Below are 15,572 nucleotides of genomic sequence, written 5' to 3'. Positions count from 1 at the left end.
GCAGCCGCCGCCGGACCCCTCATACGCCGAGGAGCGACCACCCGGATGGATGATCGCTCCTCAGCGCTTGAGCGTTACACGTCCCGTGGGACGCGCAGCGGGCCCTGTGGGACCCGGAAGGTCTTACTTGACCTCGACGGAGGCGCCGGCGCCCTTGAGGGACTCGGCGGCCTTCTCGGCGGCGTCCTTGGCGACCTTCTCGAGGACGGGCTTCGGGGCGCCGTCCACGAGGTCCTTGGCCTCCTTCAGACCCAGGGAGGTCAGCTCACGCACGACCTTGATGACCTGGATCTTCTTGTCGCCGGCACCGGTGAGGATGACGTCGAACTCGTCCTTCTCCTCCTCGGCCGGGGCAGCCGGGCCACCCTGGGCCGGGCCCGCGGCGACGGCGACGGCCGCGGCGGCGGTGACGTCGAACTTCTCCTCGAAGGCCTTCACGAACTCGGAGAGCTCGATGAGGGTCATCTCCTCGAACTGCGCGAGCAGGTCTTCCTGGCTGAGCTTCGCCATGATGGCGGTCCTTCCACTAAATCGGCAGGTGCCGGATGTACGGGGTGAGGCGGGCGTACGTCGGGCCCGCGTCGACCCTCACCTCACGTGGTGCGTGCGGCGAGGATCGGAAAGCGAGCCGAATTACTCGGCACCGCCCTGCTCGTCCTGCTTGGCACGGAGCGCGTCCACGGTGCGGACGAGCTTCGAGGGGAGCGCCTGGAAGAGCTGAGCAGTCTGCGTCTGCTTGCCCTTGAAAGCGCCCGCCAGCTTGGCGAGCAGAACCTCGCGGGACTCGAGGTCCGCAAGCTTCTTGATCTCGTCGGCGGACAGCGCCTTGCCGTCAAGGACACCGCCCTTGATGACGAGATTCGGGTTGTCCTTGGCGAAGTCACGAAGACCCTTCGCCGACTCCACCGGGTCACCGGTGACGAAGGCGACTGCCGTCGGACCGTTGAACAGGTCGTCCAGCGTCGAGATCCCGGCCTCGTTGGCCGCAATCTTGGTCAGCGTGTTCTTCACCACGGCGTACTGGGCGTTCTCACCGAGCGAACGGCGCAGCTGCTTGAGCTGGGCCACGGTGAGACCGCGGTACTCGGTCAGCACGGCAGCGCTGGAGTTGCGGAACTGGTCCGTCAACTCGGCAACCGCGGCAGCCTTGTCGGGCCTCGCCATAGAGCCTCGGCCTCCTTCCGGGTGATTCGGACCGCGCGGACCCGAAGGAGGACTGGGGAAAACGAAACGCCCCGGCGCAGGCGCACGGGGCGTAGCTCAACCGGTCACTCGCGTCCTTGCGGCAGCGAGCTCCGGGAACTCTTCCACTGACACCTGCGCGGGTCGTCCGCAGTTCAGCGGATCCTTCGGCCACCGTGAACTCTGACGAGCGCACGGCAACGACCAGCGGTCTTTGGCTTCCGTGGAAGAGTACGCGAACGGATCGGCGTCAAGCAAATCGGCCGATCGGGGGCATCGGGAGCGTCAGGGCCTTCAGGCGCCGAGGCCGGCCTCGGAGTCCGCCCCGAGGCCCTCCAGCTCCTTCAGCATCTCCATGAGGTCGAACGTGTCCTTCGCCGACGGGGCCTCGACCTCGGCCTTGGCGCCGTAGTCGGAGTAGTTCGCCGTCATGTTCATCGTGCCCTGGGGCATCTTCATGCCGACGACCATCTTGACCGGGTAGTTGTCCTCGTTGACCCAGACCTCGGTGTCGTAGCCCTTCAGCCCCGTCTTCTCGACGTTGGCGAGCAGCTCCTCGCGCTCCTCCTCGGAAAGCATGTCGAAGGACGCGTTGGCGTCGACCATCTCCTCGAAGCTCAGCGTGCCCTTGTAGCGCTGCGTCTGGACGCCGTCGACCTTCTCCGGTCCGACGTGCTTCAGGCTCGGCGACTCCAGCAGCAGGGCGAGCTGCTTCGCGGGGTCCTGGTTCATGTTCTCCAGGCCGCTGGTCATCTGCTTCTGGATCTCGGCGTCGCCGGACGCCTCGGCGATGGCGGCGAAGTCCATCTTCATCCAGCGCTTGCCGTCCATCTCGGCGGCCTGCTTCGCACCCACGTCCATGTACATGACGTTGTCGAGCATGATCATGCGGACCCGCTCGGGAGCGTCCGGGTCGCCGGCCGTGAGCGCGGAGCCCTTCATGGTGACGTCCATGACGGCCGGGTCCCAGCCCTGCACGCCGGAGAACTCCATGGTGCCGCCGCCGTCCACCGCGGCCGGCATCGTCATGGTCATCCGGACCTTGGAGGACTTGGCCTCCGAGGTGTTCTTGAAGGCGGCCTGGAGCACCTCGGTCATCTCGTTCTGCGTCTGGACCTCGGACCCCGCCGAGTCGGCGGCCTTCTTCCCGCCCCCGTCACCGTCCTGACATCCCGCGACGCCCACGACGACGGCCACGGCCGTCAGACAGACACCCGCGCGCTTCCATACGGCCACGCCCATGAATCCCACCCCTGGTTGTTTCGCTGTGCTACGCCTGTGAAGTCAGAAGAAAGGTAACCCACGCCACTGACACTGTCGTACGAAAAAACAACCCGTCCCCGCGTCTCGGACGGGACGCGGGGACGGGTTTTCTCGCTGTGTGCACGGGCCGGTCACCCGGCCCGCCCGGCTCAGACGGCGGCCGGGTCCTCCTCGACGAGGAGGTTGCGGGTGCGGTTGGAGTCGAGCGGAATGCCGGGGCCCATCGTGGTGGTGATGGCGGCCTTCTTGATGTAGCGACCCTTGGCGGCGGACGGCTTCAGACGGAGGATCTCCTCCAGCGCCGCGGCGTAGTTCTCCACCAGCTTGGTGTCGTCGAACGACGTCTTGCCGATGATGAAGTGCAGGTTCGAGTGCTTGTCGACGCGGAACTCGATCTTGCCGCCCTTGATGTCGTTGACGGCCTTGGTGACGTCCGGGGTCACGGTGCCGGTCTTCGGGTTCGGCATCAGACCACGGGGACCGAGCACGCGGCCGAGGCGGCCGACCTTGCCCATGAGGTCCGGGGTGGCGACGACGGCGTCGAAGTCCAGACGGCCCTTCGACACCTCGTCGATCAGCTCGTCGGCGCCGACGATGTCGGCGCCCGCGGCACGCGCGGCCTCGGCACGGTCACCGGTCGCGAAGACCAGGACCCGGGCGGTCTTACCGGTGCCGTGCGGGAGGTTCACGGTGCCACGGACCATCTGGTCGGCCTTGCGCGGGTCGACACCCAGACGGAAGGCGACCTCGACGGTGCCGTCGAACTTGGTCGTGGACGTCTCCTTGGCGAGACGGACGGCCTCGAGCGGGGCGTACAGCTTCTCCCGGTCGATCTTGGCGTCCGCAGCGCGGAGAGACTTGCTGCGCTTGCTCACTGAAAGCTCCTGTGAATTGTCGAGGAGTCGTGGTCCGGGCCGAGCCGGCCCTTCCACTACTGCTTGGCTTGCGGGGGTGGAGGTCAGCCCTCGACCGTGATGCCCATGGAACGGGCGGTGCCGGCGATGATCTTCGACGCGGCGTCCAGGTCGTTGGCGTTGAGGTCGGGCATCTTCGTCGTGGCGATCTCACGGACCTGGTCGGCGGTGATCTTCGCGACCTTGGTCTTGTGCGGCTCGCCGGAGCCCTTCTCCACACCCGCGGCCTTGAGGATCATCTTGGCGGCCGGCGGGGTCTTGGTGACGAAGGTGAAGGAACGGTCCTCGTAGACCGTGATCTCCACCGGGATGACCCAGCCGCGCTGCGACTCGGTCGCGGCGTTGTAGGCCTTGCAGAACTCCATGATGTTCACGCCGTGCTGACCCAGCGCGGGGCCGACCGGCGGGGCCGGGTTCGCGGCACCGGCCTGGATCTGGAGCTTGATGAGCCCCGTGACCTTCTTCTTCTTGGGAGGCATGGCTCTCCGGGTCCTTTCGATTCGGGTCCTGCCCGCGCCATGGGGACAACCCGGACGCAGGCATACCGCACAACGATAACGGGTATAGATGCGCGGCTGAAAACCGAGCAGGTCAGACGGACGCTCGCACGCCTGCCTGACCTGCTCGGACGCTGTGTGCCAGAAGGGCTAGTTCTTCTGGATCTGGTCGAAGGAGAGCTCGACCGGCGTCTCGCGGCCGAAGATCTCCACCAGGCCCTTGACCTTCTTGGAGTCGGGGTTGATCTCGTTGATGGTCGCCTGCAGCGTGGCGAACGGGCCGTCGGTGACGGTGACCGAGTCGCCGACCTCGAAGTCCAGCACCTGGACCTCGACCTTGCGCTGCGGGGCCGGCTTGCCCTCGGCCTCGGCGGCCTCGCGGGCGGCCTTCTCCTCGGCCTCTGGGGCGAGCATCTTGACGATCTCGTCCAGCGTCAGCGGGTACGGGTCGTAGGCGTTGCCCACGAAGCCGGTGACACCGGGGGTGTTGCGCACGACGCCCCAGGACTCGTTCGTCAGGTCCATGCGGACCAGGACGTAGCCCGGGAGCTTGTTCTGCTTGATCGTCTTGCGGTCGCCGTTCTTGATCTGGACGACCTCTTCCTGCGGCACCTCGGCCTGGAAGATGTACTCCTCGACGTTCAGCGAGACGGCGCGCTGCTCCAGGTTGGTCTTCACCCGGTTCTCGTAGCCCGCGTACGTGTGGATGACGTACCACTCGCCGGGCAGCGTCCGCAGTTCCTCGCGGAGCTTCTCGACCGGGTCGCGGTCGTCCTCGGGCTCTTCGGCCTCCTCGGCCGCTTCCTCGGCCTCGGTGGTCTCGTCCGCCTCGGCGCTCTCGTCCGCGGTGGTGTCGGCAGCCTCGGCCTCGGCGAAGGCCTCGGTGTCCTCGACGTCCGCGCCCTCGACGGCGGCGAGCGCGTCCTCGGCGGACTCGGCGCCTTCGCCGTAAGGCTCGACGGCGTCGTTCACGTTCGGATCAGACACGGTGGCTGCTTCTTCCTGGATACAAGGGGTGGAACATGCGAAAAGGAGCGCCGGATACCTCGGCGCTCTTCGCTCTCGGCTCAGCCGAAGACGTACTTGGCGGCGTTACTGAGGCCATAGTCGATCAGGGTGACCAGACCGATCATCAGGACGACGAAGACGATCACGGCGGTCGTGTACGACGTCAGCTGGTTACGGGACGGCCAGACGACCTTGCGAAGCTCCGAGATGATCTGGCGGTAGAAGAGCGCGAGGCGCTTCAGCGGACCCTTCTTGGCCCGCTTGCCGCCCTTGCGGGTCTTCTTCTGGGAGTCCGGCGCCTCATCCTGGGCATCAGGCATGTCGATGGAGCCCACGGCGTCCGTCACTCGTCCTCACCTGATTCCGGGTCGTGGCCGTGCCGCGCCCGGTCAGAGCCCGCACGGCGGTGCATTGCTGTACGTACATGCGCACACATCCTGGCGAAGGTGTGTGTAGCAGGGCCGGAGGGACTTGAACCCCCAACCGCTGGTTTTGGAGACCAGTGCTCTACCAATTGAGCTACGACCCTTTGTGTGTCCCCCAACGTACCGCATTCAGCCGGATGCTTGGTGTGCACCGACGGAGCGCGGGCCGCTGAAGGCCAACGAGGTGAGAGTGTACGTGTTCCTGGGCCGGGCGTCGAACAGAAAGTGCCCGGGAGGCGCCGCCCCGGCGGAAGATCGTCCAGGGCGGGGCGTTCCGGCGGCGCCGATCCGGACTGGTGTTCAGGGGTTTGCCCGGTGTTGTTCAGTACGTGAAACCCCCGTGCCGCGTGGGTTTCCGGTCTGGAACGATGGGCTCCATGAGCGCTGCAACCCCTCCCACCGAGCGCCGGGTCTCCGCCCGAGTCGGCGCGATCTCCGAGTCCGCCACCCTCGCCGTGGACGCCAAGGCCAAGGCCCTCAAGGCCGCCGGGCGACCGGTGATCGGCTTCGGCGCCGGTGAGCCCGACTTCCCGACGCCGGACTACATCGTCGAGGCCGCGATCGAGGCCTGCAAGAACCCGAAGTACCACCGGTACACGCCGGCCGGCGGTCTTCCGGAGCTGAAGTCCGCGATCGCCGCCAAGACGCTGCGCGACTCCGGCTACGAGGTGGACCCCTCCCAGATCCTCGTCACCAACGGCGGCAAGCAGGCCATCTACGAGGCCTTCGCCGCGATCCTCGACCCGGGCGACGAGGTCATCGTCCCGGCGCCGTACTGGACCACGTACCCGGAGTCGATCCGGCTGGCCGGCGGTGTCCCGGTCGAGGTGGTCGCCGACGAGACCACCGGTTACCGCGTGAGCGTGGAGCAGCTGGAGGCGGCCCGCACCGAGAAGACGAAGGTCGTCCTCTTCGTCTCCCCGTCGAACCCGACCGGCGCGGTCTACAGCGAGGCCGAGACCGAGGCGATCGGCCGCTGGGCCGTCGAGCACGGCCTGTGGGTGCTGACGGACGAGATCTACGAGCACCTGGTCTACGGCGACGCCGCGTCGGTGTCGCTGCCCGCGCTCCTGCCCGAGCTGCGCGACAAGTGCATCGTGGTCAACGGCGTGGCGAAGACGTACGCGATGACGGGCTGGCGGGTCGGCTGGATCATCGGCCCGAAGGACGTGGTGAAGGCCGCGACCAACCTGCAGTCGCACGCCACGTCGAACGTCTCCAACGTCGCCCAGGTGGCCGCACTCGCCGCCGTCTCCGGCGACCTGGACGCCGTCGCGACGATGCGCGAGGCCTTCGACCGGCGTCGGAAGACCATCGTCCGGATGCTCAACGAGATCGACGGCGTGGTCTGCCCGGAGCCCGAGGGCGCGTTCTACGCCTATCCCTCGGTGAAGGCGCTGATCGGCAAGGAGATCCGGGGCAAGCGGCCGCAGGACTCGGTCGAGCTGGCGGCGCTCATCCTGGATGAAGCCGAGGTCGCGGTGGTGCCGGGTGAGGCGTTCGGCACGCCGGGCTATCTGCGGCTGTCGTACGCGCTGGGCGACGAGGACCTCGTCGAGGGCGTGAGCCGGATCCAGAAGCTGCTGGCGGAGGCGCGCGACTGACGTCGTCCTTCCGCCCCAGGGGCGCCCGGGTCTCCTCCCGGGCGCCCCTGTTCGTTCGTGCGAGCAAGACCACGAAAGGGGAAAGCGCTACCGGGACGGCGGGGGCGTGCGGCAGGATCCTGCAATGGAACGTGTACGTGATGTCTCCGCTCTGCCGAAAGCCCACCTGCACCTGCACTTCACCGGGTCCATGCGGCCCGCCACCCTGCTGGAGCTCGCCGACAAGTACGGCGTGCGCCTGCCCGAAGCGCTGACCGACGCGCTGACCAGCGGGGAGCCGCCGAGACTGCGGGCCACGGACGAGCGCGGTTGGTTCCGCTTCCAGCGGCTGTACGACGCGGCGCGCTCGTGTATCAGGGAACCGGACGACATCCGGCGCCTTGTGCGGGAGGCGGCGGAGGAGGACCTGCGCGACGGCTCGGGCTGGCTGGAGATCCAGGTGGACCCGACGTCGTACGCGCCCCGGCTGGGCGGGCTGATCCCGGCGCTGGAGATCATCCTGGACGCGGTGGACGCGGCGACGCGGGACACCGGGATCGGGATGCGGGTGCTGGTGGCGGCCAACCGGATGAAGCATCCCCTGGACGCGCGCACGCTGGCCCGGCTGGCGGTGCGGTACGCGGACCGGGGGATCGTGGGATTCGGCCTCTCCAACGACGAGCGGCGCGGAATGGCCCGCGACTTCGACCGCGCGTTCGCGATCGCGCGCGAGGGCGGGCTGCTGTCGGCGCCGCACGGCGGCGAACTGGCGGGGCCGGCGTCGGTTCGGGACTGCCTGGACGACCTGGAGGCGGACCGCATCGGACACGGGGTGCGGGCGGCGGACGACCCGCGGCTGCTGCGGCGGCTCGCGGACCGCCAGGTGACGTGCGAGGTGTGCCCGGCGTCGAACGTGGCGCTGGGCGTCTACGACAAGCCCGGGGACGTACCGCTGCGGACCCTGTTCGAGGCCGGCGTACCGCTGGCGCTGGGCGCGGACGATCCGCTGCTGTTCGGCTCCCGGCTGGCGGCACAGTACGAGATCGCGCGGCTCCACCACGGCTTCACGGACGCGGAGCTCGCGGAGGTGGCCCGGCAGTCGGTGCGGGGCTCGGCGGCCCCGGAGGACGTGAAGGCGAGGCTGCTGTCGGGCGTGGACGACTGGATCAGCGCCCCGGTCTCTTGAAGTGGGCGTAGGGCGGATAGGGCTTGAAGCAGACCAGGACCTCGTAGGGGTGTCCGCCGCCGGGCTGCTGCGTGAGGCCCGGGATGCCCGTCATGAAGGCCGACTGCCCCTTCACAACGCCCTTCTGGCGCGGTCCCCAGCCTGCCGCGTACGCGAAGGACATGGCCGCCTCGGCGAAGACGTCCCGGCTGCCGAAGAGGAAGAACGTGCGGGCGTGGGTGGCGTGCCGCAGCTCGTCCCGGCAGTCCGGGCGCCGTGCGCGCCGGCGCCAGGCGGCGGCGTCCCGGTCGGTGCGCGCCTCGTTGGTGCGGACGGTCAGGGGGGTGCCCGGGCCGAGGGAGCGGCGCAGCTCCGGCCACTTGCCGGGGCGCAGTCCGTAGGAGTGGTGGGCCAGGACGAGGTCGACGCGTTCCCCGCGGCCCTCGCCCGGCGGGACGCCGTCCCGCAGCGGCACGTGGACGATCGTGTGGCGTGAGTAGGCGGCGAAGGAGAACAGGCCGGCGAGCCGGTTCAGTCCGTCGTGGTCGCCGAGGAGCAGGCCGATCGGTTCCGGGGCGCGCAGCGAGGTGTGGCGCAGGGTGTGCCGGGGCTGGACGACGCGGTGCTCGCGCGGGCCGGTCCGGGGACGGAACTCGCGCAGTCTCAGGTGCATGGGGTCGGCCTCACCCGCCCAGGATCGCGGGCGGGCACGCCGGACGGCAACGGGGATTCGGCCGCTACAGGCTCACGCCCACCATGACGGGTTCGTTGACCAGGGTGACGCCGAAGGCCTCGTGCACGCCCGCGACGACCTCACGGGCGAGCGCCAGCAGGTCCTCGGTCGTCGCGTCCCCCCGGTTGGTGAGGGCGAGCGTGTGCTTGGTGGAGATGCGGGCCGGGCCCCGGCCGTAGCCCTTGGTGAAGCCGGCCTTGTCGATCAGCCAGGCCGCGGAGGTCTTGGTGCGGCCGTCGCCCGCGGGGTACGCGGGGGGCTCGACGCCGTCGCCGAGCCGCTCCCGTACGCGCGCGTGGAAGGCCGCGAACGCCTCGCCGTCGAGGATCGGGTTGGTGAAGAAGGAGCCGGCCGACCAGGTGTCGTGGTCCTCGGGGTCCAGGACCATGCCCTTGCCCGCGCGGAGCTTCAGCACCGTCTCGCGGGCCGTGGCCAGCGGCACCCGGTCGCCCGGCACGACACCGAGGACGCGGGCCGTCTCGGCGTACTTGACGGGCCCGGAGAGGCCGCCCGCGTCCTCCAGCGCGAAGCGCACCCGCAGGACGACGTACCGCTCGGGGTCGGCCTTGAAGCGGCTGTGGCGGTAGGAGAAGGCGCACTCCTCGTTGCCGAGCGTGACGGTCTCGCGGGCGCGGCGGTCGTAGGCGACGACCTCGGTGAGGGTGGAGGAGACCTCCTGGCCGTACGCGCCGACGTTCTGGATCGGGGTGGCGCCCGCCGAGCCGGGGATGCCGGCCAGGCACTCGATGCCGGCGAGACCCACCTCCACGGTGCGGGCGACGGCGTCGGTCCACACCTCCCCGGCGGCCAGCTCCAGTCGCGTGCCGTCCAGGGCGAAGCCCTTGGTCGCGACGACGAGGGCGGTGCCGTCGAAGCCCTTGTCGCCGATGACCAGGTTGGAGCCGCCGCCGATGACCAGCAGCGGCGTACCGCTGTCGTCGGCCTCGCGGACGGCGGCGATCACCTCGTCGTCGGTCGTCGCGGTGACCAGCCGGGCCGCGGGGCCGCCCAGCCGGAAGGTGGTCAGCGGGGCGAGGGGGGCGTCGTGGAGTTCCTGCACGGGCCCAAGACTACGAGACGGCACCGACAGCCCCGCCCCCGATGCGTCCGGCTCAGCCCAGCCGCACGACCGCCCGCGCCATGCCCAGCACCTTCTGTCCGGCGCTGGTCGCCGTGAGGTCCACGCGGACCGTGTGGTCGTCGAGCTTGGCGGCGACCTTGCCGCTGACCTCGACGGTGGCGCCCTGGTCGTCGTTGGGGACGACGACCGGACGGGTGAAGCGGACGCCGTACTCGACGACCGCTCCCGGGTCGCCCGCCCAGTCGGTCACCACGCGGATCGCCTCGGCCATGGTGAACATGCCGTGCGCGATCACGTCGGGCAGACCGACCTCCTTGGCGAACTTCTCGTTCCAGTGGATGGGGTTGAAGTCGCCGGAGGCGCCCGCGTACCGGACGAGGGTGTCCCGGGTCACGGTGAACGTCTGCGCGGGCAGCTCGGTGCCGGCCTCGACGTCGGCGTAGGAGATCTTCGCCGTCATGGTGTTGCTCACGCCTCCTCGGCCGCGCGGGCCACCAGCTTGGTCCAGGCGGTGACGACGTGCTCGCCGTCCTGGTCGTGCACCTCGCCGCGGATGTCCAGTATGTCGTTGCCGGCCATCGACTTGACCGACTCGATGGTCGAGGTGACCGTGAGCCGGTCACCGGCGCGCACGGGACGGACGTAGGCGAACTTCTGGTCGCCGTGCACCACCCGGCTGTAGTCGAGGCCGAGCTTCGGGTCGGCGACGACCTGCCCGGCGGCCTTGAAGGTGATCGCGAACACGAAGGTGGGCGGGGCGATCACATCGGGGTGGCCGAGCGCCTTGGCGGCCTCCGCGTCCGTGTACGCGGGGTTCGCGTCCCCCACCGCCTCGGCGAACTCGCGGATCTTCTCCCGGCCCACCTCGTAGGGCTCGGTGGGCGGGTAGGTCCGCCCCACGAAGGACTGGTCGAGCGCCATGCGCGCGGCACCTCCTGTGTCTGACTGTGTCTGCCTGCGGTCGGCCGGCCCTGACCGTGTCCGGCCGACGGGAAAACGACACGAGGCCGCCCCCCTGACTGGGGGGACGGCCTCGTGTACGAGCCTGATTTATCGCGTTTCGCGGTGCGCGGTGTGCGCGTTGCAACGCGGGCAGTGCTTCTTCATCTCAAGACGGTCCGGGTTGTTACGCCGGTTCTTCTTGGTGATGTAGTTCCGCTCCTTGCACTCCACGCAGGCCAGCGTGATCTTCGGGCGGACGTCGGTGGCAGCCACGTGAGTGCTCCTTGACGAACGGATTGACTGTATTGACGCAAAAAGAGTAGCCGATCGAAGGACCGACCCCGCAATCGGCTACTGTCTGTAGCGGTGACCGGACTTGAACCGGTGACACAGCGATTATGAGCCGCTTGCTCTACCGACTGAGCTACACCGCTTTGATGCGATCGGGCCCCGCCTTTCGGCGGGAACCTCTCACACCAGAGCCCCAAAACGGAATCGAACCGTTGACCTTCTCCTTACCATGGAGACGCTCTGCCGACTGAGCTATTGGGGCGAGCGATGAAGACATTACACGGTCCGCCGCCGTTCGCCCAAATCCGTTTCGGCCCCCTCTCCCGGGGCGGACCACGCCGGTACGACTATTGGGCTCCTCCCGGCGGGGGACGGGCCCCCGGCCTAGGCTCGACTCACTCTGCGTGATCTTGTCTGCGTGACCTTGCCCTCCGCGCGCAGCCCGAGCCCCTGGAACGCGATGCCCGACAGCCGGCCGCAGCCACCGCCCCGTCCGCCCTCGCCCCCGGGTCCGGTTCCGGCCGATCCGGCTCCGCTGTTGCTGTGCGGCGCGCGCCTCACCGACGGCCGGACCGTGGACGTACGGCTGGGCGGCGGGCGCATCGAGGCGGTCGGTACGGCCGGCAGCCTGGCGGCGGACGGCACGCGCGCGTGCGGCACGCAGGTCGATCTCACCGGCTATCTGCTCCTGCCGGCCCCCGCGGAGCCCCACGCCCACGCGGACACGGCCCTGTCCGCCGACGACGGCGGCCCCGTCTCGTACGACCCCCGGGACGTCCAGCGCCGCGCCACGGAGGCTGCACTGCTCCAGCTCGGGCACGGTGCGACGGCGCTGCGGGCGCACGTGCGCGTGGGCGACGTGGCCGGGCTGGGCGCGCTGACCGCCGTGCTGCGGGTGGAGCGCTCGCTGCGCGGGCTGGCCGGACTGACGACGGTGGCGGTGCCGCGGCTGCTGACCGGGGTGGCCGGGGCGGACGGGCTCGCGGTGCTGCGGGACGCGGTGAAGATGGGCGCGTCCGTGGTGGGCGGCTGTCCCGACCTCGACCCCGATCCCACGGGCTACGTGGAGGCGGTCCTGGAGGTCGCCGCCGAACACGGCTGCCCCGTCGACCTGCACACGGACGCCGCCGACCCCGCCCGGCTGGCCCGGTTCGCGGCCATGGCGGGCGGGCTGCGGCAGGGGGTCGCCCTCGGCCCGTGCGGCGGTCTCGCCCTGCTGCCCGCCGAGCCGGCCGCGCGGACCGCGGACCGGCTCGCGGCGGCCGGGGTGACGGTGGTGTGCCTGCCGCAGGGCGGCTGCGGCACCGTGGACCGCCGGGGCACGGCGCCGGTACGGCTGCTGCGGTCGGCGGGGGTGCGGGTGGCCGCCGGGAGCGGTGCCCTGCGGGACGTGTCGAACCCGGTGGGCCGCGGCGACCCGCTGGAGGCGGCGTACCTGCTGGCCTCCCGCCACGGGCTGTCCGCCGAGGACGCCTACGCCGCGGTGAGCGCGTCGGCGCGGGCGGCCCTGGGACTGCCCGAGGTGCGCGTGGAGGCGGGCTTCCCGGCCGAACTGCTGGCGGTCCGCGGGGACGGGCTCCCGGGGGCGCTGTCGCTGGGGTACAGCCGCGTCGTGGTGCACGGGGGGCGGGTGGTGGCGCGGACGAGCGCGGTGCGGGAGTACCGCGGTTCGGCGGCCTGCGCGTCCCCGGCGGCGGAGGTGGAGGCGGAACCGGGGCTGCCCCGGCAGGGCCGCGGCGGCGCATAGAGCCGGACCGGTCCCTGGGGCGTTGCGCGGCGGACGCGGTCGGCCCGGCGTACGGTCGGAGGCATGCGCATTGTCATCGCTGGTGGTCATGGTCAGATCGCGCTGCGGCTGGAGCGGCTGCTCGTCGCGCGCGGAGACGAGGCGGCGGGCATCATCCGCACCCCCGAACAGGCCGACGAACTGCGTCGCCTGGGCGCCGAACCGGTCGTGCTCGACCTGGAGTCGGCCTCGGTGGAGGAGGTCGCGCAGCGGCTGGAGGGCGCGGACGCGGCGGTGTTCGCGGCGGGCGCCGGGCCGGGCAGCGGCGCGGGCCGCAAGGAGACGGTGGACAGGGCGGCGGCGGTCCTCTTCGCCGACGCGGCCGTCCGCGCGGGCGTACGGCGTTTCGTGGTCGTGTCGTCCATGGGCGCGGACCCGGCCCACGAGGGCGACGAGGTCTTCGACGTGTACCTGCGCGCCAAGGGCGAGGCGGACGCGTACGTACGCGGTCTGGACGCCCTGGACTGGACGATCCTGCGCCCCGGTCAGCTCACCGATGACGCCGGCACCGGCCTGGTCCGCCTGGAGGCCCACACGGGCCGCGGCCCGGTCCCGCGCGACGACGTGGCCGCCGTGCTGGCGGAGCTGGTGGACACCCCCGCGACGGCCGGCCTGACCCTGGAGCTGATCAGCGGCCCCGCGCCGGTGTCGGTGGCCGTGAAGTCGGTGGCCGGCAACTGAGCCGGCCGGACTGGAACCGGACTGAACCGGACTGGAAGACCGGGCTAGAAGAGGGGCATCTGTCCGGGGAACTCCGGGACCGCGTAGCCGTCCAGCGAGGGCTGTTCCGCACCGAGCGGGGCGTGCCTGCGTGACCCGGGGCACGAGGTCAGTTCCCCGCTCCCCCGGGCGCCGGGCGGATCGTGCCGCGCGTACCGTCCGGCGACGACGGCGATCTCACGACGGCACTCGGGACAGGGGCGGCGACGGGACGACATGGGGCCAGTGTGCCCCGGGGCATCCGCCCGCGGACAGGAAGCGCCCGCGGAAACGAAGAGACCCCCTCCGAACTGCGTTTCCGCAGTTCGGAGGGGGTCTTCCCCAGTGTGGCGGCGCCAGGATTCGAACCTGGGAAGGCTGAGCCGGCAGATTTACAGTCTGCTCCCTTTGGCCGCTCGGGCACACCGCCGGGGTTGCTGCCGTCGAACCGCTTTTCGGCGGTGCTCCTTGGCAACGACGTAAACAATACCCGATGGACAGGGGTGCTTCGCCACCGGATTGATCGCGACCCGGAGGCCGGGTGGTGACTAGGCTGGTCCGGATGCGGCCGGGGACCGATGCCGGGCTCGGGGGCCGCTTCACGTACGCCGGTACGCATCCGGTGCGCAGCCCGGTACGCACCCCGATACAAGGAGCCACAGGACATGGCCGACTCCAGTTTCGACATCGTCTCGAAGGTCGAGCGGCAGGAGGTCGACAACGCCCTCAACCAGACCGCCAAGGAGATCTCGCAGCGCTACGACTTCAAGGGCGTGGGCGCCTCGATCTCGTGGTCCGGGGAGAAGATCCTCATGGAGGCGAACTCCGAGGACCGGGTGAAGGCCGTCCTCGACGTCTTCCAGTCCAAGCTGATCAAGCGGGGCATCTCCCTGAAGGCCCTGGACGCGGGTGAGCCCCAGCTCTCGGGCAAGGAGTACAAGATCTTCGCGTCGATCGAGGAGGGCATCTCCCAGGACAACGCGAAGAAGGTCGCGAAGATCATCCGCGATGAGGGTCCGAAGGGCGTGAAGGCCCAGGTGCAGGGCGACGAGCTGCGGGTCAGCTCCAAGAGCCGCGACGACCTGCAGGCCGTCATCGCGCTGCTCAAGGGCAAGGACTTCGACTTCGCCCTGCAGTTCGTGAACTACCGGTAGGTCCGGCCGACCGGCACCGTGGCGGTCGCGCGCCGCACGGGCACGAGGAAGGGTGGCACCCGGACGGTGGCCACCCTTCTCGCCCGCTCGCCCGTCGGCTGCGGTTCGGGGCGCGGTGCCCGGTCAGGCCCGTGAGCGGCCGAGCAGGATGCGGCAGGCGGTCAGGAGGCGTACGGCGGCCCGGTCAGGGCGTCGGCGCAGGTGTCGCGGGGTCGTGGAGACCGGTCCACGGCGCCAGGTCCATGCCCTCGTTCTCCTCCTCGTACCAGCCCGTGCCCCGGACCCAGGAGTGGAGCCAGTCCGCGAGGCCGGGCGCGTCGAGGAACCAGGCGTGGTCCGGGTCGCCCGGATTGGGTTCGAAGAGGAGGACGGTGGCCCGGGGCGAGCGGCAGTCCACGCAGGCGTACATGCCGCAGCCCCAGTGGGATATGGGCAGCACTCCCTCGGGCCAGGGCCAGTCGGGGTCCTCACGGCCGCTCTCGCGGTTGGCGAGGTACTGGGCCACGGCGGCGGGTTCACCCGAGGGCGTGCCGTCCAGGAGGGGCAGCAATCCGTACTCGGGGCCGAATCCGCCGTCCGCTATGCGCAGATAGAGCTCGGCGAGCAGCGGGGGCAGGGCGAAGCCCAGCGCGGCCTCGGCGCGTGCCAGTGTGGCCGCGTCCACGGGGTCGGGGAGGGAGGGCCAGCCCCATGGGCGGGTGTTGCGGGCCTTGTCCGCCACCTGTGTCAGCAACTGCTCGTGCTCGGTCATGGGTTCATCATGCGGGCCGCCACTGACATGCGTGCGGGCCTGTGGACAACCTCCGGGCTGTGGACAACGCCTGGGTCATGACGTGGCCCACGGGGGTG

General features: G+C 70.3%; 19 protein-coding genes and 4 tRNA genes. 5 read left to right on the top strand and 18 right to left on the bottom strand.

Annotated elements, in window-relative coordinates; translation table 11 throughout:
* Window positions 1-123: 123 nt before the first annotated feature.
* From rplL to AB0A94_RS00955, 8 genes are all read right to left on the bottom strand, one after another.
* The gene (gene rplL, locus AB0A94_RS00990) at window positions 124-510 is read right to left on the bottom strand and encodes a 50S ribosomal protein L7/L12 (RefSeq protein WP_361736851.1); all 387 of its coding nucleotides are present in this window, start codon (window positions 508-510) and stop codon (window positions 124-126) included.
* Window positions 511-633: 123 nt separating this feature from the next.
* On the bottom strand, window positions 634-1,164 hold the full coding sequence (gene rplJ, locus AB0A94_RS00985; protein WP_085570272.1) for a 50S ribosomal protein L10: 531 nt from the start codon (window positions 1,162-1,164) through the stop codon (window positions 634-636).
* 312 nt (window positions 1,165-1,476) lie between these two features.
* The gene (locus tag AB0A94_RS00980) at window positions 1,477-2,424 is read right to left on the bottom strand and encodes a hypothetical protein (RefSeq protein WP_361736847.1); all 948 of its coding nucleotides are present in this window, start codon (window positions 2,422-2,424) and stop codon (window positions 1,477-1,479) included.
* 170 nt (window positions 2,425-2,594) lie between these two features.
* Complete coding sequence (rplA, locus tag AB0A94_RS00975) at window positions 2,595-3,320, bottom strand: 50S ribosomal protein L1 (protein ID WP_004927356.1); 726 nt, start codon at window positions 3,318-3,320, stop codon at window positions 2,595-2,597.
* An 83-nt stretch (window positions 3,321-3,403) separates the two neighbouring features.
* Window positions 3,404-3,838, bottom strand: coding sequence for a 50S ribosomal protein L11 (gene rplK, locus AB0A94_RS00970; RefSeq protein WP_073932788.1), 435 nt, complete (start codon window positions 3,836-3,838; stop codon window positions 3,404-3,406).
* A gap of 168 nt (window positions 3,839-4,006) precedes the next feature.
* Entirely contained in the window at window positions 4,007-4,843 is an 837-nt protein-coding gene (gene nusG / locus AB0A94_RS00965; RefSeq protein WP_361736843.1) for a transcription termination/antitermination protein NusG, read from the bottom strand.
* Window positions 4,844-4,923: 80 nt separating this feature from the next.
* Complete coding sequence (gene secE / locus AB0A94_RS00960) at window positions 4,924-5,211, bottom strand: preprotein translocase subunit SecE (RefSeq protein WP_361736840.1); 288 nt, start codon at window positions 5,209-5,211, stop codon at window positions 4,924-4,926.
* Between the two features lie 109 nt (window positions 5,212-5,320).
* Window positions 5,321-5,393: transfer RNA gene (locus AB0A94_RS00955), tRNA-Trp, on the bottom strand.
* Between the two features lie 273 nt (window positions 5,394-5,666).
* Here AB0A94_RS00955 and AB0A94_RS00950 point away from each other — a divergent pair.
* Both AB0A94_RS00950 and AB0A94_RS00945 read left to right on the top strand, forming a co-directional pair.
* Window positions 5,667-6,893, top strand: a complete 1,227-nt coding sequence (locus AB0A94_RS00950; RefSeq protein WP_361736837.1) for a pyridoxal phosphate-dependent aminotransferase — start codon at window positions 5,667-5,669, stop codon at window positions 6,891-6,893.
* A 124-nt stretch (window positions 6,894-7,017) separates the two neighbouring features.
* Complete coding sequence (locus tag AB0A94_RS00945) at window positions 7,018-8,058, top strand: adenosine deaminase (protein ID WP_361736835.1); 1,041 nt, start codon at window positions 7,018-7,020, stop codon at window positions 8,056-8,058.
* On the opposite strand, the gene AB0A94_RS00940 is transcribed toward AB0A94_RS00945, so the two are convergent.
* From AB0A94_RS00940 to AB0A94_RS00910, 7 genes are all read right to left on the bottom strand, one after another.
* On the bottom strand, window positions 8,039-8,710 hold the full coding sequence (locus tag AB0A94_RS00940) for a hypothetical protein (protein WP_361736832.1): 672 nt from the start codon (window positions 8,708-8,710) through the stop codon (window positions 8,039-8,041). The two genes, AB0A94_RS00945 and AB0A94_RS00940, sit on opposite strands and share 20 nt — an antisense overlap.
* A 64-nt stretch (window positions 8,711-8,774) precedes the next feature.
* Window positions 8,775-9,830, bottom strand: a complete 1,056-nt coding sequence (locus tag AB0A94_RS00935; protein ID WP_361736829.1) for a UDP-N-acetylmuramate dehydrogenase — start codon at window positions 9,828-9,830, stop codon at window positions 8,775-8,777.
* 52 nt (window positions 9,831-9,882) lie between these two features.
* Window positions 9,883-10,311 carry a MaoC family dehydratase gene (locus AB0A94_RS00930; protein ID WP_361737537.1) on the bottom strand — a complete coding sequence of 143 codons (429 nt, stop codon included), beginning with the start codon at window positions 10,309-10,311 and terminating at the stop codon, window positions 9,883-9,885.
* 8 nt (window positions 10,312-10,319) lie between these two features.
* Entirely contained in the window at window positions 10,320-10,772 is a 453-nt protein-coding gene (locus tag AB0A94_RS00925; RefSeq protein WP_217128218.1) for a MaoC family dehydratase N-terminal domain-containing protein, read from the bottom strand.
* A gap of 129 nt (window positions 10,773-10,901) precedes the next feature.
* Entirely contained in the window at window positions 10,902-11,066 is a 165-nt protein-coding gene (rpmG, locus tag AB0A94_RS00920; RefSeq protein WP_003948671.1) for a 50S ribosomal protein L33, read from the bottom strand.
* An 88-nt stretch (window positions 11,067-11,154) separates the two neighbouring features.
* Window positions 11,155-11,227: transfer RNA gene (locus AB0A94_RS00915), tRNA-Met, on the bottom strand.
* 46 nt (window positions 11,228-11,273) lie between these two features.
* Window positions 11,274-11,346 (bottom strand) — tRNA-Thr (locus AB0A94_RS00910).
* 198 nt (window positions 11,347-11,544) lie between these two features.
* On the opposite strand from AB0A94_RS00910, the gene AB0A94_RS00905 reads away from it, so the two are divergent.
* Together AB0A94_RS00905 and AB0A94_RS00900 are read left to right on the top strand one after the other, a co-directional pair.
* Complete coding sequence (locus AB0A94_RS00905) at window positions 11,545-12,831, top strand: amidohydrolase family protein (RefSeq protein ID WP_361737534.1); 1,287 nt, start codon at window positions 11,545-11,547, stop codon at window positions 12,829-12,831.
* A 63-nt stretch (window positions 12,832-12,894) separates the two neighbouring features.
* Window positions 12,895-13,551: an NAD(P)H-binding protein gene (locus tag AB0A94_RS00900; protein WP_361736826.1), complete on the top strand. Its 657-nt coding sequence runs from the start codon at window positions 12,895-12,897 to the stop codon at window positions 13,549-13,551.
* A gap of 44 nt (window positions 13,552-13,595) precedes the next feature.
* On the opposite strand, the gene AB0A94_RS00895 is transcribed toward AB0A94_RS00900, so the two are convergent.
* Window positions 13,596-13,808, bottom strand: a complete 213-nt coding sequence (locus tag AB0A94_RS00895; protein WP_217128220.1) for a hypothetical protein — start codon at window positions 13,806-13,808, stop codon at window positions 13,596-13,598.
* A gap of 109 nt (window positions 13,809-13,917) precedes the next feature.
* Window positions 13,918-13,999 (bottom strand) — tRNA-Tyr (locus AB0A94_RS00890).
* A 235-nt stretch (window positions 14,000-14,234) separates the two neighbouring features.
* Here AB0A94_RS00890 and AB0A94_RS00885 point away from each other — a divergent pair.
* Window positions 14,235-14,723 (top strand): YajQ family cyclic di-GMP-binding protein, encoded by a 489-nt coding sequence (locus AB0A94_RS00885; protein ID WP_024883143.1) that lies wholly within the window; start codon window positions 14,235-14,237, stop codon window positions 14,721-14,723.
* Window positions 14,724-14,907: 184 nt separating this feature from the next.
* On the opposite strand, the gene AB0A94_RS00880 is transcribed toward AB0A94_RS00885, so the two are convergent.
* Complete coding sequence (locus tag AB0A94_RS00880; RefSeq protein ID WP_361736821.1) at window positions 14,908-15,474, bottom strand: SMI1/KNR4 family protein; 567 nt, start codon at window positions 15,472-15,474, stop codon at window positions 14,908-14,910.
* Window positions 15,475-15,572 lie beyond the last annotated feature (98 nt).

Origin of the sequence: Streptomyces sp. NPDC044984 (assembly GCF_040646935.1) — a bacterium.
Classification (GTDB): Bacteria; Actinomycetota; Actinomycetes; order Streptomycetales; family Streptomycetaceae; genus Streptomyces.
This window is presented reverse-complemented; position numbering and strand designations above follow the sequence as displayed.

Bases quoted from the DNA above. Each gene is read 5' to 3' on its own strand.
- AB0A94_RS00885 (WP_024883143.1), top strand. From the start codon at position 14,235: ATGGCCGACTCCAGTTTCGACATCGTCTCGAAGGTCGAGCGGCAGGAG.
- AB0A94_RS00930 (WP_361737537.1), bottom strand. From the start codon at position 10,311: ATGACGGCGAAGATCTCCTACGCCGACGTCGAGGCCGGCACCGAGCTG.
- AB0A94_RS00945 (WP_361736835.1), top strand. From the start codon at position 7,018: ATGGAACGTGTACGTGATGTCTCCGCTCTGCCGAAAGCCCACCTGCAC.
- rplK (WP_073932788.1), bottom strand. From the start codon at position 3,838: ATGCCTCCCAAGAAGAAGAAGGTCACGGGGCTCATCAAGCTCCAGATC.
- AB0A94_RS00980 (WP_361736847.1), bottom strand. From the start codon at position 2,424: ATGGGCGTGGCCGTATGGAAGCGCGCGGGTGTCTGTCTGACGGCCGTG.
- AB0A94_RS00895 (WP_217128220.1), bottom strand. From the start codon at position 13,808: ATGTCGTCCCGTCGCCGCCCCTGTCCCGAGTGCCGTCGTGAGATCGCC.
- AB0A94_RS00900 (WP_361736826.1), top strand. From the start codon at position 12,895: ATGCGCATTGTCATCGCTGGTGGTCATGGTCAGATCGCGCTGCGGCTG.
- AB0A94_RS00925 (WP_217128218.1), bottom strand. From the start codon at position 10,772: ATGGCGCTCGACCAGTCCTTCGTGGGGCGGACCTACCCGCCCACCGAG.
- AB0A94_RS00950 (WP_361736837.1), top strand. From the start codon at position 5,667: ATGAGCGCTGCAACCCCTCCCACCGAGCGCCGGGTCTCCGCCCGAGTC.
- rplL (WP_361736851.1), bottom strand. From the start codon at position 510: ATGGCGAAGCTCAGCCAGGAAGACCTGCTCGCGCAGTTCGAGGAGATG.
- AB0A94_RS00940 (WP_361736832.1), bottom strand. From the start codon at position 8,710: ATGCACCTGAGACTGCGCGAGTTCCGTCCCCGGACCGGCCCGCGCGAG.
- AB0A94_RS00880 (WP_361736821.1), bottom strand. From the start codon at position 15,474: ATGACCGAGCACGAGCAGTTGCTGACACAGGTGGCGGACAAGGCCCGC.
- rplJ (WP_085570272.1), bottom strand. From the start codon at position 1,164: ATGGCGAGGCCCGACAAGGCTGCCGCGGTTGCCGAGTTGACGGACCAG.
- AB0A94_RS00905 (WP_361737534.1), top strand. From the start codon at position 11,545: ATGCCCGACAGCCGGCCGCAGCCACCGCCCCGTCCGCCCTCGCCCCCG.